The organism is Sphingomonas sp., from assembly GCF_019242355.1.
Classification (GTDB): domain Bacteria; phylum Pseudomonadota; class Alphaproteobacteria; order Sphingomonadales; family Sphingomonadaceae; genus Sphingomicrobium.
On record NZ_JAFAVR010000216.1, the window covers coordinates 1 to 12,425 of the forward strand.

The 12,425-nt window shown below is 67.2% G+C and carries 14 protein-coding genes; 11 read left to right on the forward strand and 3 right to left on the reverse strand.

The features are described from left to right. Positions 1-219: 219 nt before the first annotated feature. The 7 genes from ccmC to JOZ79_RS10680 are packed head-to-tail and all read left to right on the forward strand — an operon-like array spanning position 220 to position 5,016. On the forward strand, positions 220-936 hold the full coding sequence (gene ccmC, locus JOZ79_RS10650) for a heme ABC transporter permease CcmC (protein WP_294073949.1): 717 nt from the start codon (positions 220-222) through the stop codon (positions 934-936). Beyond that, entirely contained in the window at positions 933-1,061 is a 129-nt protein-coding gene (locus JOZ79_RS10655; RefSeq protein WP_294073951.1) for a hypothetical protein, read from the forward strand. Before ccmC ends, JOZ79_RS10655 begins: the two co-directional genes overlap by 4 nt. Further along, entirely contained in the window at positions 1,058-1,498 is a 441-nt protein-coding gene (gene ccmE, locus JOZ79_RS10660; RefSeq protein WP_294073953.1) for a cytochrome c maturation protein CcmE, read from the forward strand. Before JOZ79_RS10655 ends, ccmE begins: the two co-directional genes overlap by 4 nt. Next, positions 1,495-3,441: a heme lyase CcmF/NrfE family subunit gene (locus JOZ79_RS10665; RefSeq protein ID WP_294073955.1), complete on the forward strand. Its 1,947-nt coding sequence runs from the start codon at positions 1,495-1,497 to the stop codon at positions 3,439-3,441. The genes ccmE and JOZ79_RS10665 overlap by 4 nt, the downstream gene beginning before the upstream one ends. Beyond that, the gene (locus JOZ79_RS10670) at positions 3,438-3,965 is read left to right on the forward strand and encodes a DsbE family thiol:disulfide interchange protein (RefSeq protein ID WP_294073957.1); all 528 of its coding nucleotides are present in this window, start codon (positions 3,438-3,440) and stop codon (positions 3,963-3,965) included. Before JOZ79_RS10665 ends, JOZ79_RS10670 begins: the two co-directional genes overlap by 4 nt. Beyond that, positions 3,962-4,372, forward strand: a complete 411-nt coding sequence (locus JOZ79_RS10675; protein ID WP_294073959.1) for a cytochrome c-type biogenesis protein — start codon at positions 3,962-3,964, stop codon at positions 4,370-4,372. Before JOZ79_RS10670 ends, JOZ79_RS10675 begins: the two co-directional genes overlap by 4 nt. Beyond that, a complete protein-coding gene (locus JOZ79_RS10680; RefSeq protein WP_294073961.1) occupies positions 4,369-5,016 on the forward strand; it encodes a tetratricopeptide repeat protein in 648 nt (215 codons plus the stop codon). The genes JOZ79_RS10675 and JOZ79_RS10680 overlap by 4 nt, the downstream gene beginning before the upstream one ends. On the opposite strand, the gene JOZ79_RS10685 is transcribed toward JOZ79_RS10680, so the two are convergent. Together JOZ79_RS10685 and ald are read right to left on the reverse strand one after the other, a co-directional pair. Beyond that, positions 5,013-5,237 carry a DUF3072 domain-containing protein gene (locus tag JOZ79_RS10685; RefSeq protein ID WP_294073963.1) on the reverse strand — a complete coding sequence of 75 codons (225 nt, stop codon included), beginning with the start codon at positions 5,235-5,237 and terminating at the stop codon, positions 5,013-5,015. The genes JOZ79_RS10680 and JOZ79_RS10685 overlap by 4 nt on opposite strands. 60 nt (positions 5,238-5,297) lie before the next feature. Beyond that, positions 5,298-6,404, reverse strand: a complete 1,107-nt coding sequence (gene ald, locus JOZ79_RS10690) for an alanine dehydrogenase (protein ID WP_294073965.1) — start codon at positions 6,402-6,404, stop codon at positions 5,298-5,300. Positions 6,405-6,605: 201 nt separating this feature from the next. Between ald and JOZ79_RS10695 the strand changes: the two genes are divergently transcribed. Then, positions 6,606-8,546 carry a potassium transporter Kup gene (locus JOZ79_RS10695; protein ID WP_294073967.1) on the forward strand — a complete coding sequence of 647 codons (1,941 nt, stop codon included), beginning with the start codon at positions 6,606-6,608 and terminating at the stop codon, positions 8,544-8,546. Positions 8,547-8,577: 31 nt separating this feature from the next. After that, positions 8,578-9,141, forward strand: a complete 564-nt coding sequence (locus tag JOZ79_RS10700; RefSeq protein WP_294073968.1) for a PRC-barrel domain containing protein — start codon at positions 8,578-8,580, stop codon at positions 9,139-9,141. Here JOZ79_RS10700 and JOZ79_RS10705 read toward each other — a convergent pair whose 3' ends face one another. After that, a complete protein-coding gene (locus JOZ79_RS10705; protein WP_294073970.1) occupies positions 9,142-10,908 on the reverse strand; it encodes a cation:proton antiporter in 1,767 nt (588 codons plus the stop codon). 65 nt (positions 10,909-10,973) lie between these two features. On the opposite strand from JOZ79_RS10705, the gene JOZ79_RS10710 reads away from it, so the two are divergent. Together JOZ79_RS10710 and JOZ79_RS10715 are read left to right on the forward strand one after the other, a co-directional pair. Next, a complete protein-coding gene (locus JOZ79_RS10710; protein WP_294073972.1) occupies positions 10,974-11,180 on the forward strand; it encodes a DUF2945 domain-containing protein in 207 nt (68 codons plus the stop codon). 151 nt (positions 11,181-11,331) lie between these two features. After that, positions 11,332-12,425, forward strand: a 1,094-nt coding sequence (locus tag JOZ79_RS10715) for an FAD-dependent oxidoreductase (protein ID WP_294073974.1), incomplete at its 3' end; no start/stop codon positions are given.

Here is a 12,425-nt window from a genome sequence, read left to right on the forward strand (position 1 = left end):
CGTCTCGACCGAATATCTCGGCGACGGGGACGCGGCGGTGGTTCGCGAGCGCATCGAGGGCATCCCGATGCGCCTCGAACAGATCTGGGCCGAAAGCACCGCCAGCGGCCGCGATCCTGCCGCAGTTGCCGACGCCATGGCGCAGGCGCTCATCGGGCGGGCATAGAAAGAGAAGCGCCGCTTCGTTCCGCGTCATGTCGTGCTAGGGAGCGACGCATCATGCATGTCCTCGCCAACCCGGCACGATTCCTGCGCATCGCACGGCCCGCGACGGCTTGGCTCCTGTCGGTCGGACTGTTGCTGGCGATGGCCGGCATGGCTGCGGGCCTCACGCTGACCCCGCCCGACTACCTTCAGGGCGAGACGGTTCGCATCCTCTACATCCACGTGCCCGCCGCCTGGCTCGGAATGGCGGGGTGGGGAGGCATTGCCGCCGCCTCGATCAGCCAGATCGTGTGGCGGCATCCGCTCGCCGCGGTTGCGGGCCGCGCCTGCGCGCCGGCGGGAGCAACCTTCGCCGGCATTTGCCTGGTCACCGGCTCGATCTGGGGCCGCCCGACCTGGGGCACCTGGTGGGAATGGGACGGCCGGCTGACATCGATGCTGATCCTCTTCTTCCTCTATCTGGGCTTCATCGCTCTCGCTGGAGCCGAACGTGAGCGCGGCGGGGACGGGCGCATCGCCGCGATCTACGGGCTGGTCGGAGCCATCAATCTCCCGATCATTCATTATTCGGTGCTGTGGTGGCGGACCCTGCACCAGGGCGAGAGCATCGGCCTCACCGGGACGACCATAGACGGCTCGCTGCTATGGCCGCTCCCACTGACCTTGGTCGGTTTCACCTGCCTTTTCGCGGCCGCGGTGCTGATGCTGATGCGGGCCGATCTTGCGCGGACCAAGGTCGAGGCGCGCCTGCGCCGGACTGCGGCGGCATGAACGCCTGGCCGTTCGTCATCGCCGCCTATGCGGTCGCCGTCACCGCCACGGCGGGACTGGTCCTCGGGTCCTTCGCCGCGATGCGCTCGGCCGAAGCGGCGGCGGAGTCGCTCAGGCGCAAATGAAGCCGAAGAATCAGCGCCTGGTCCTCGTCGCCTGCGCCGTCGTCGCGGGCTTCTTCGTCGTATTGCTCGGCATCTGGGGTCTGCGCGATCAGGCCGCCTATTTCTACACGCCCGGCGACATCGCCGCGGGCAGGGCACCAAGCGACCGGCCGATCCGGCTCGGCGGAATGGTCGAGAAGGGCTCGCTCGTCCGCAACGACCCGCTGACGATCCGGTTCGTGGTGACCGACGGCGCCGGCAAGGTCACGGTCATCTTTCGCGGCATTCCGCCCGACCTGTTCCGCGAGGGCAGCGGAGTCGTCGCGGACGGAAGGCTCCGCTCGCAAGGCATATTCGTCGCCGACGCAATCCTCGCCAAGCATGACGAGCGCTACATGCCGCCTCAGCTCGGCAACCAGGCCGCCGAGCACAAGGCTGGGAAGACGCTCGAGCGGTGATCGCGGAAGCCGGCCTGGCCGCTCTGTGGCTCGCCGCCGGGCTCGCGGCGCTGCAGCTGCTACTGTCCGTCCCGACAGTACGCGGCACCATCGATGGCGCGGCCACGGTGCGCGCGGTCGCGGTCGTGCAGGGTCTTTTCACCCTGATCGCATTCACGATGCTGCTGACGGTCTTCGCCCGCACCGACCTGTCGGTCGCCTTGGTCGCGGACAACAGCAACGTCGCACAGCCCTTCATCTACAAGATCGCCGGGGCCTGGGGTAATCACGAAGGATCGATGCTGCTCTGGGTGACGGTGCTGGCCGTCGCCGGAGCGGCGTTTGCATTGCTGTCGCACCGCACCAGCGAGGCGACGCGGATTGCCGCCCTTGGCGCCCAGGCCGCGCTTGCGCTCGGTTTCTACGCCTTCCTGCTGATCGCCTCGAACCCGTTCGCTCGGGTCGATCTCGCGACGATGCTGATTACAGGACCGACCGGGCTCAATCCGCTGCTGCAGGACCCGGGCTTGGCCTTCCATCCCCCAACGCTTTACCTCGGCTATGTCGGCCTCTCGATCGCGTTCAGCCTCGCGGTCGGCGCGCTGATCACTACCGAAGTCGATTCGCGGCTCGCGCGAGCGATGCGGCCCTGGGTGCTCGGCGCGTGGATCCTGCTGACGCTCGGCATCACCGCCGGCAGCTACTGGGCCTATTACGAGCTTGGCTGGGGCGGGTTCTGGTTCTGGGACCCGGTCGAGAACGCCTCGCTGATGCCGTGGCTGGCCGCGACGGCGCTCCTCCACTCGGTCAACGTGCTAGCCGCACGCGCGGCGCTGAAGGCCTGGACGATGATGCTCGCCGTCCTGGCCTTTTCCATGTCGATGGTCGGCACCTTCCTCGTCCGCTCCGGCGTGCTGACCTCGGTTCACGCCTTTGCGATCGACCCCGAGCGCGGCACCTTTCTGCTCGCGCTGCTGGCGATCTACGTTGGCGCGGCCTTCACCCTATTCGCGATTCGCGCGCCGCGGCTGCGCGAAGGCGCGCCGTTTGAACTCGTCAGCCGCGAGAGCGGGCTGGTCGTCAACAACCTCCTGCTCTCCGTCATCCTCGGCATCGTCTTCCTGGGTACGCTCTATCCATTGTTCGTCGAGGCGATCAGCGGCGAAAAGCTGTCGGTCGGCGCGCCCTATTTCAACAGCGTCGCCGGACCGCTGGCCTTGTTCCTCGCCGTGCTCGTCGGGGTGGGCCCGCTCCTGAGCTGGCGGCGAGAGCGCAGGCCGGTACTGAAGCGACTGACCGTCCCGGCGCTGCTTGGCGTCACCGCGCTCGTCATCACCCTCGCGCTCGCTCCGACTCTCGCGCTTCTGCCGCGTCTTGGCCTGACGATCGCGATGTTCCTCGCGGCCGCGTCGCCGCTGCCGCTCATCGGCCGCAATGTCCTGCGCACGCCGCTGGCGACCTGGGGGATGGTCGTCTCCCATTTCGGCATTGCCGTCGCACTTGCCGGGATGGCCGCCAACGGCGCCTTCACCAGCGAGCGGCTCGCGGTCGCCCGCCCCGGTGAGCAGCTCGGCGTCGGCCCCTGGACCGTGGCCTTCGGCGGCGTCATGCCCGCCGCGGGCAAGAACTTCACGTCGATGGAGGCGGAGCTTCGCGCGTCCCGTGGCGAGGGTGTCGTCGCGCTGAGGCCAGAGACCCATTATTTCTCCGACCCGGTGATGGAGACCAACGAAGCCGCGATCCGGACGTTCTGGGATGGGCAGCTCTACACGGTCGTCGGTCGCCAGGATCCGTCGGGCGGCTGGCAGCTCAGGCTGTGGTGGAAGCCGTTCGTAACCCTGATCTGGGCTGGCGGCGCCCTGATCGCAATAGGCGGCGCTCTGGCGCTGCTCGGACGGGCGCTGCGCGGCTGGCGGGCAGGGCGGCCCCGGCCAGAGCCGGACTGGCGAAGGCGCTACATATGAGCCGGGTCCTCCGCTTCGCCCCGCTCGCCATCCTCGTCCTGCTCATCGCCGGACTGGTATGGCGGCTTGCAACGCCCGTCGACACCGACGTCCATTCGCGCCTCGAAGGGCAGCCGGTCCCGGCCTTCGCCTTGCCGGCGATTGTGCCAGGCAAGCCGGGGCTGTCGTCCACCGACCTCGCTTCGGGCCGCCCGCGCCTGCTCAACGTCTTCGCCAGCTGGTGCGTCCCCTGCGTCACCGAGGTCGGGGTGCTGAGGCAGCTGCAGGCGAGGGGAATCACGGTCGACGGCGTCGCGGTGCGTGACCGGGCGCCCGACCTCAGCGCCTTCCTCGCCCGGAATGGCGATCCTTACGAGCGAATCGGCAGCGACCCGGAAAGCCGGGTCCAGATCGACCTCGGCTCCTCGGGCGTACCCGAAAGCTTTGTCGTCGATGGCCGCGGAATCATTCGCTACCAGCATATCGGCCCGATCGAGGCGTCCGAAGTGCCAATGATCCTCGCGGAGCTGGAGAAGGCCAAGTGAGGCTCTTGCCGCTCCTGATCGCGCTCGGGCTTGCATCTCCCCTGCTCGCCGATAGCAAGCTGCCGCCCGCCTACTGGTCCGATCGCCAGCTGCCCGATCCGCGGCAGGAAGCGCGCGCCGACGCACTCATGCAGGAAATTCGCTGCCTGGTCTGCCAGGGCCAGTCGATCGCCGATAGCGATGCCGAGCTCGCCGGCGACATGCGCGACCTCGTCCGGCGCCGCATTGCCGCTGGCCAGTCGCCCGACCAGGTGCGCGGGTGGCTCGTCCAGCGCTACGGCAGCTGGATCAGCTACCGACCGACGGAGGAGCCCGCCACCTGGCCGCTGTGGCTTGCACCGCTGGTGCTCCTCGCCGTCGGAGCACTCCTGATTCGCCGCCGCATCGGCGCGAGGCGCGAGCCATGACCGGCTGGTTGATCCTCCTGCTGCTGCTCGCGCTCGCTGCCGGCGCGCTCTGGGCGATGCGCGTTCGCGGGGCAATGCTCAACGCCTGCGGAGCGGCGCTCCTCATCGGCGCGGCAGGCTACGCGCTGCAGGGGCGTCCCGGCCTTCCGAGCGCGCCAGCCGACGACGCGGCTGAGCACCAGGTGGTGCCGCTGGCCCAGGCGCGGCACGCCTTCTTCGGAAATTTCTCGGGCGAGGAATCCTGGCTGGCGATGTCCGAGGCTCTCGCTCGTGACGGCGACACAGAGAACGCCGTGAACATCCTGCGCAATGCGGTCGGCCGCTATCCAGGCAACGTGCAGTTGTGGATTGGCCTTGGCAACGCCCTTGTCGACCACGCGCGAGGCCTCACTCCGCCCGCCGAGCTTGCCTACAGGCGCGCTGCCGGGCTCGCGCCCGGGCATCCGGCGCCGCTGTTCTTCTACGGCCTTGCGCTCGCGCGTTCGGGCGATCCGCAAACCGCGGCCGCCATCTGGCGAAATATCCTGGCGACTGCCCCGGCCAAGGCCGATTGGCGGCCCCTCGTCGAGCAGGGGGTCATGGCGCTCGGCGGCCAGCAGGCCGCCCCGCCTCAGCGGCAACCAGGACCGCACCCGGCCAGCTAGTCGCCGCGGCCGGTCCTGTCCTGGAGCGCGTCGATCGCCTTCGACGCGTCGGCCTTCGACAGCTCGGGGTCGAACTCTTCGCCGGCCTCTTCGCTCAGCGTCTGAAGATAGGACGCCTGGGCGCCGGTCATGGGTTCATCGCCGGTCACCCAATGATCCGGATCCTTGACGGCATTGCCAGTCGGATGCTGCTTTGGATCGTCGGTAACGTCTGTCGACATTGCTGCACCTTTTCAATTGCTTGATCAGGGCATCAACGCCGATGTTCTCTTCATGTTCCGCTAAGCCGCAACGGGCTCGAACGCGAGGTCGAGCGCTTCGGCGACCGCCTGGTGCCGGATCTTGCCGCCCGAGACGTTGAGGCCGTTAGCGAGGTTCGGGTCCTGCCGCATCGCTTCCTCGGCGCCAAGGTTCGCGATCTTCAGCGCGAATGGCAGGGTCGCATTATTGAGCGCGAAGGCGCTGGTCCGCGCAACCGCCCCAGGCATGTTGGCGACGCAATAATGAATGACGTTGTCGATCTCGTAGACTGGGTCGGCGTGGGTCGTCGCGTGCGAGGTCTCGAAGCAGCCGCCCTGGTCGATCGCAATGTCCACCAGCACCGATCCGCGCTTCATTGTCTTCAGCATCTCGCGAGTGACCAGCTTCGGCGCGGCTGCGCCGGGGACCAGCACGGCGCCGATCACCAGCTCGGCCTTCTTGACCGCATTGGCAATGGCGCTGCGCGATGCAAAGGCGGTCTTGATCTGGCTCGAGAAGAACATGTCGAGCTCCGCGAGGCGTTCCATGTTGATGTCGTAGATGGTGACATCGGCGCGCATCCCGACCGCCATCTGCGCCGCGTTGACGCCGGCGACTCCGCCGCCGAGGATCGCGACCTTCGCTGGCGCAACGCCCGGAACCCCGCCAAGCAGGACGCCGCGGCCGCCTTGCTCTTTCTCGAGGTAGTGGGCGCCGACCTGGACCGACATCCGGCCGGCGACCTCGCTCATCGGCTTCAGGAGCGGCAACGAGCCGTTCCTTGCGGTCACCGTCTCATAGGCGATGCAGGTCGCGCCGGACTTCATCAGGCCCTCGGCCTGCGGCTTGTCGGCTGCGAGATGGAGATAGGTGAAGAGGATGTGGCGCGGTTCCAGAAGGGCAATCTCCGACTGCTGCGGCTCCTTGACCTTCACGATCATGTCCGATGCCGCGAACACTGCCGCCGCGTCCGGAAGGATGGTCGCGCCGGCCTTCTCATAGGTCGCATCGGGGCAGTCGATGCCGTCGCCCGCCGAGGCCTGGACCACCACGTCGTGCCCGGCCGCCGTCAGCTCGGCGACCGACGCGGGCGTCAGTCCGACGCGATATTCGTGAACCTTGATCTCCTTTGGCACCCCGACGCGCATTGTTCGTTCGCTCCGCTGATATGGTTGGGCCGGCCTATAGACGGGCGATTTGCCCCTGTCCTCTCTTGTCTCGCTCCGACTGGGCGAGGCGCCGATTGCAGCACCGTAACGGCAGTGCTAACGGAGCGCGCCCGTGACCGAGGCCCTCGGCAACGGCCGCAGGAATGCGACGTACAGTCTGTCGAGTCCGAGTCCCACTGCATGAACATTACAGCGACCGGGGGCGCCGAAGCCGAAGCGCCGCAAGACGTTTCGCACGGCCATGCCCATGGCTCGCTGCTCAAGCTCGCCGTCGGCGCGGTCGGAATCGTCTTCGGCGACATCGGTACCTCGCCGATCTACGCGTTCCGGGAGACATTCACCGGCCATCACCCGCTGACCCCGGACCGCTTCCACATCGACGCAGTCCTTTCGATGATCTTCTGGTCGATGATGATCGTCGTGACTCTCAAATACGTCTTCATCATCATGCGCGCGGACAACAAGGGCGAGGGCGGCAGTCTCGCGCTGCTGGCCCTCATCAACCGGACCATCAGCGGCAAGAAGCGCTGGGCCACGGGCATCGTCATGCTCGGGGTCTTCGCGACCGCTCTCTTCTACGGCGACAGCATGATCACGCCGGCGCAGTCGGTCCTGTCGGCGGTCGAGGGCCTGACGACGGTCCAGAAGGGCTTCCAGCCGTTCGTCGTGCCGCTCGCGGTCGGGATCATGGTCGGCCTGTTCGCGATCCAGGCGCGCGGCACCGCACGTGTCGGCGCTTTGTTCGGGCCGATCATGCTCGTCTATTTCGCGGCGCTCTCTGTACTCGGCCTGATCCACATCATGGACCATTCGGACGTCATCCTGGCGATGATCAATCCACTGAAGGCCGCCGGCTTCTTCATCCACGAACCGCTCAAGGCATTCCTTGCAATGGGCTCGGTCGTCCTCGCTCTGACCGGCGCCGAGGCGCTCTATGCCGACATGGGCCATTTCGGCCGCAACCCGATCAAGGTCAGCTGGCTGTTCTTCGTCCTCCCGGCCTTGCTGCTGAACTACATGGGGCAGGGGGCAATGCTGCTTTCGATGGGCCCGGCGCAGCTGGCGACGGCGGTGAAGGACCCGTTCTTCTACCTCGCCTCCGACAGCTTCCGCCTGCCGCTCGTCATCCTCGCGACCCTCGCCGCAATCATCGCCAGCCAGGCCGTCATCTCCGGCGCCTTCTCGGTCACGCAGCAGGCGATCCAGCTTGGCTTCGTGCCGCGCCTTCGCATCACTCACACCAGCGAAAGCGCCGCCGGCCAGATCTACATCCCGCTCGTCAACTGGGCGCTGATGATCATGGTCCTGGTGCTCGTCGTCACCTTCCGAAGCTCGTCGAACCTTGCCGCTGCCTATGGCATCGCGGTCACCGGCGCGATGCTGATCGATACCGTCCTCATCGCCGTCGTGCTCATCACCATGTGGAAGTGGAACCGCATCCTCGTCGGGCTGCTGCTGGTCGTCTTCTTCATGGTCGACCTTGGCTATTTCACGTCGAACCTGACCAAGATTCCCGCCGGCGGCTGGTTCCCGCTGCTGGTCGGAGCAATCGCGTTCACCTTCCTCACCACCTGGGCGAAGGGCCGCCAGCTGATGATCAGCCGGATGAACGAGGCCAGCCTGCCGATGGAAATCTTCATCAAGTCGGCCGCGACCAGTGCCGCGCGCGTGCCCGGCACCGCGGTCTTCATGACCAGCTCGACCAACGGCGTGCCGCACGCGCTGCTCCACAACCTCAAGCACAACAAGGTGCTTCACGAGCGAGTGATCCTGCTTACCGTGCGGATCGAGGACGTGCCCTATGTCTCGGCCGAAAGGCGCGTCGAGGTGACGGATTACGGCTCGGGCTTCTACCGGGTGAAGCTCCGCTACGGTTTCATGGATGAGATCGACGTCCCGTCGGCGCTCGCTCAGCTCCAGGGCTGCGGGCCGACGTGCAAGATGATGGACACCAGCTTCTTCCTCGCGCGCCAGACGCTCCTGGCGTCGTCGCGCCCGGGAATGGCGATCTGGCGCGAGAAATTGTTCGCATGGATGCTGCGCAACGCGGAAAGCGCCATGGAATTCTTCAAGCTCCCGACCAACCGCGTGGTCGAGCTCGGCAGCCAGGTCGAAATCTGAACCTTCGAGCCATCCCGCGCATTGCGGCGTGATGACCGACATCGTCTCCTGGGCGGCGACGGCGACGACGATCCTCGCCGCCTGCATGACCGCCGCCAACCTTGGCTCGCGGATCACCGGCTACGGGTTCGCCGTCTTCACCGCGGGCGCTGCCTTGTGGATCGGGACCGGCCTGATGACGCACCAGCCGGCGCTCATCTGGACCAACGTCGTCCTCCTGGCGCTCGACATCTTCGGCGTCTGGCGCTGGCTGGGCCGCCAGGCGCGGGTCGAGGAAGGGGCCCAGGCGGCCGCCGAAGCCAGCGAGCTGACGCCGGGCGAGGCGCTGTTCCCGGTCTCGCTCCTAACCCGCGCGCCGGTCGACTGCGACGGCGCGCAAGTCGGCGGCTGCGTCGATGCCATGGCCGGCTGCTCGAGCGGTCGTCTCGCTTATGTCGTCGTCTCGCAAGGCGGCGTTGCCGGCGTTGGCGAAACCCTGCGCCGGCTTCCATGGGCGAAGGCATGCATCGAGGATGGGCGCCTGAGTGTCCGGCTGAGCCGAACGGAGCTTTCCGACCTTGAGGAGTTGGCGAAAGATCACTGGCCGGCGCGTTGACTAGCCGTTCTGCGCAGCATCCCGCAGGCGCCGGCCGCGAAGGCGCGGCTGGGCATCGAGTGCCGCCTCTTCCATGATCTGCGTTCGAAGGCTGGACCGCTTCTCGTGAATGCTTGCGATCACCGGTCCCATCGCGATTCCGATGTCGACCAGCACCGCTTCCGAAAGCTGCAGCGACGATTCCAGCGCCTCGGGGACCGCGTCTGTCACGCCCGCCGTATAGAGTTCAGCGGCATGCCTCGCGTCGCGCGCCCGGGCGACGATCGGCAATCCGGGCACCGCGGCGCGCACCCCACGCGCAATCCGCGCCACCAGCACCGGATCGTCCATGGTCAGCACCAGCGCCGACGCATTGCCGAGCTTCAGCTGGTCGACCAGTTCGCCGCGCGCCACGTCTCCGAACAGCACGCGATAGCCCGCCTCGCGCGCGTGCCGCACCGAATCGACGTCGCTATCCACCGCCAGATAGGGCTTGCCGTGCTCGGCCAGCATGTCCGCGACCATCTGCCCGACGCGGCCGAAGCCGAAGATGATCGTCCGGTCGGCGGTCGAGCCGTCTTCCGGAACGTCCGTGAGGCGCTGCTCGACGCGGCGGCCCATCCGCCGCCCGAGAGCCGCGAGCAGGGGCGTCACGGTGAGGCCGATCGCGGTGACCGTTGTCCAGAACCCGGCTTGCCCGGCGGACAGCAGCCCTGCCGCCGCCGCCGCCGAAAGCACGATCAGCGTCGTTTCCGACGGGCTGGCCATGACGATCGCGGTCTCGACGGCGACTGCCCGGCGCGCGCCTGATGCGCGCAGCAATGCGCCGGTGATCGCCGCCTTCAGCGCGAGGACAAGCGCCGCAGCGCCAAGGATCAGCGGCCAGTCCCGCGCCAGCGCCGCAAGGTCGATGCGCATCCCGACCGTGATCAGGAAGATGCCGAGCGCAAGGCCGGTGAGCGGCGCGGTGATCGCCTCGACCTCGGCGCTATAGTCCGTCTCCCCGATCAGCACGCCGGCGATCAGGGCGCCCAGGATCGGCGACAGGCCGACAGCCGCTGTCGCCATGCTCGCCAGGATGACGGTCAGCAGGCTGATCGCAAGGAACAGCTCGGGGTTCTTGGTCCGCGCCGCCTGGCCGAACAGGGGCGCCAGCGCGAAACGGCCGATCGCGAGCATCCCGGCAATGACGAGGATGCCAAGCACGCCGGTCCGCACCAGCTCGGCCATCTCGGCGTGGCCGCCGATCAGCTCGATCAGGAACAGCAACGGCACGAGCGCAAGGTCCTCGAACACCAGCATCGCGAACGCGGCTCGTCCGACCGGGCTGTCGACTCCGGTGATCGGAAGCACCAGCGCGGTCGACGACAAGGCGAGGGCGATTCCCAGTGCGACGGCCGCCTGCAGCGTTAGCCCGCCGATCAGGAGCCCAGCGGCGATCAGGACTCCGCACCCAATCAGTTCCGCGCTGCCGATGCCGAACAATGCGCCGCCCATCGACCGCAGGCGGCGGAAACTGATGTGAAGCCCGGCAGAAAACAGCAGCAGGATGATTCCGAGCTCGGCAAAGGGCTCGATCGACGCCGGATTGCTGATCGAGACGGTGTGAAGCCACGGATGGGCCGGGGCAAGGTCGCCAAGCAGGTGCGGGCCGGCGATGATCCCGACGAGGATGAAGCCGATCACCGGGCTGACCTTCAGCCGAGCGAACGCCGGGATGACGATTCCGGCCGCGCCCAGGATCGTCAGCGCGTCGCTTAGTCCGGTTCCACCGAGCTCTGCCGCCATACCGGCTTTAGAGCAGGCGCGGAGCCGACTGTCACCGCCAGGCGTTCGCCGGCCGGAGATAGATCATGACGAAGACACTCAAGGCCGGCGACCGAGTCAGCTGGAGCTCCCACGGGGGTGAGGCGCACGGCAAGGTGGTCAAGAAAATCACTTCCGGTACGACGATCAAGGGCCACAAGGTCGCCGCGTCGCGGGACAATCCCGAATATCTGGTCGAGACCGACGAGGGCAAGCGGGCGGCGCACAAGGCGGATGCGCTGACCAAGAGCTGAGGCGCCGGTCTTCCAATGTAGGAAGTTGTCTGTCAGCCTCGCGGCAGATGATTTCGCGTTCAGCATCGATCGAACGGTTTGTGGGCAGTGGACAGGGCCTCCCGGTGTCCCTCGCGCGCACGATGAACGCGACCTTTGTGACCTTCCGCAGGTGAACCTTGACGTCGTTATCGCCGGTGGCGGGCCCGCAGGGGTGATGGCGGGGCTGCTGTTCGCCCGCGCCGGCTGCCGCACCCTGGTCCTTGAAAAACACGCGGACTTCTTCCGCGATTTTCGCGGTGACACCGTCCACCCCTCGACTCTCGAGCTTCTACGCGAGCTCGGCCTGCTCGACGACTTCCTGAAGCGCCCGCACGATGAGGTGACCAGCGTTACCGGCCGAGTCGCCAATCAGCGGATCGTGATCGCCGACATGAGTCATTTGCCGGTGCGAAGCCGATTCGTCGCGCTGATGCCGCAATGGGATTTCCTCGACTTCCTTGCCCGCGAAGCACGGAATTATCCCACCTTCGCGCTTCGCATGGAGTCCGAGGTCGTCGACCTCGTTTTCGACGGTGACCGGGTTGCGGGCGTGCGGCTCCAGTATGGCGAGGAGGTAAGGGCTCCCCTGACGATCGCTGCCGATGGGCGAGGCTCGATCGTCCGCGAAAAGGCCGGCCTGCCGAAGACCGACCTTGGTGCTCCGATCGACGTGCTCTGGTTCCGTCTTCCCAAGGAGAAGACCCCGGCCAACGAAACCGGTGGCAGTTTCGGTTCGGGAACGATGGTCGTCCAGATTGACCGCGGCGATTACTGGCAGTGCGCTTACGTCGTCCCGAAGGGCGATTCCGGCGCCTTGCGGGCGGCCGGCCTTCCGGCGTTTCGGGCCAACCTCGTCAAGGCAGTCCCGGATCTCGCCCCGGTTGTCGAGACCCTGCAGGATTGGGAGCAGGTGAAACTGCTTTCCGTATCGCTCGACCGGCTCGATCGCTGGTGGCGGCCCGGGCTCCTTGCCGTTGGCGATGCCGCGCACGCGATGTCGCCGGTCGGTGGAGTGGGCATCAACCTCGCGATCCAGGACGCCGTTGCCGCGGCCAACATCCTCGCTGCATCGCTCTCCCGGGGTGAGGACGTCACACCGCTTCTGGCCAAGGTGCAGAAGCGCCGGCTTTTCCCGACCCGGGTGGTCCAGGCCGCGCAACGAGCGGTTCACGAGCGCGTCCTGACGCCGCTTGTCGTCCGCAAGCTCGTGCTCGATCGCGTGCC

Bases quoted from the DNA above. Each gene is read 5' to 3' on its own strand.
- ald (WP_294073965.1), bottom strand. From the start codon at position 6,404: ATGCGCGTCGGGGTGCCAAAGGAGATCAAGGTTCACGAATATCGCGTC.
- ccmE (WP_294073953.1), top strand. From the start codon at position 1,058: ATGAAGCCGAAGAATCAGCGCCTGGTCCTCGTCGCCTGCGCCGTCGTC.
- JOZ79_RS10695 (WP_294073967.1), top strand. From the start codon at position 6,606: ATGAACATTACAGCGACCGGGGGCGCCGAAGCCGAAGCGCCGCAAGAC.
- JOZ79_RS10700 (WP_294073968.1), top strand. From the start codon at position 8,578: ATGACCGACATCGTCTCCTGGGCGGCGACGGCGACGACGATCCTCGCC.
- ccmC (WP_294073949.1), top strand. From the start codon at position 220: ATGCATGTCCTCGCCAACCCGGCACGATTCCTGCGCATCGCACGGCCC.
- JOZ79_RS10710 (WP_294073972.1), top strand. From the start codon at position 10,974: ATGACGAAGACACTCAAGGCCGGCGACCGAGTCAGCTGGAGCTCCCAC.
- JOZ79_RS10680 (WP_294073961.1), top strand. From the start codon at position 4,369: ATGACCGGCTGGTTGATCCTCCTGCTGCTGCTCGCGCTCGCTGCCGGC.
- JOZ79_RS10670 (WP_294073957.1), top strand. From the start codon at position 3,438: ATGAGCCGGGTCCTCCGCTTCGCCCCGCTCGCCATCCTCGTCCTGCTC.
- JOZ79_RS10655 (WP_294073951.1), top strand. From the start codon at position 933: ATGAACGCCTGGCCGTTCGTCATCGCCGCCTATGCGGTCGCCGTCACC.
- JOZ79_RS10685 (WP_294073963.1), bottom strand. From the start codon at position 5,237: ATGTCGACAGACGTTACCGACGATCCAAAGCAGCATCCGACTGGCAAT.
- JOZ79_RS10705 (WP_294073970.1), bottom strand. From the start codon at position 10,908: ATGGCGGCAGAGCTCGGTGGAACCGGACTAAGCGACGCGCTGACGATC.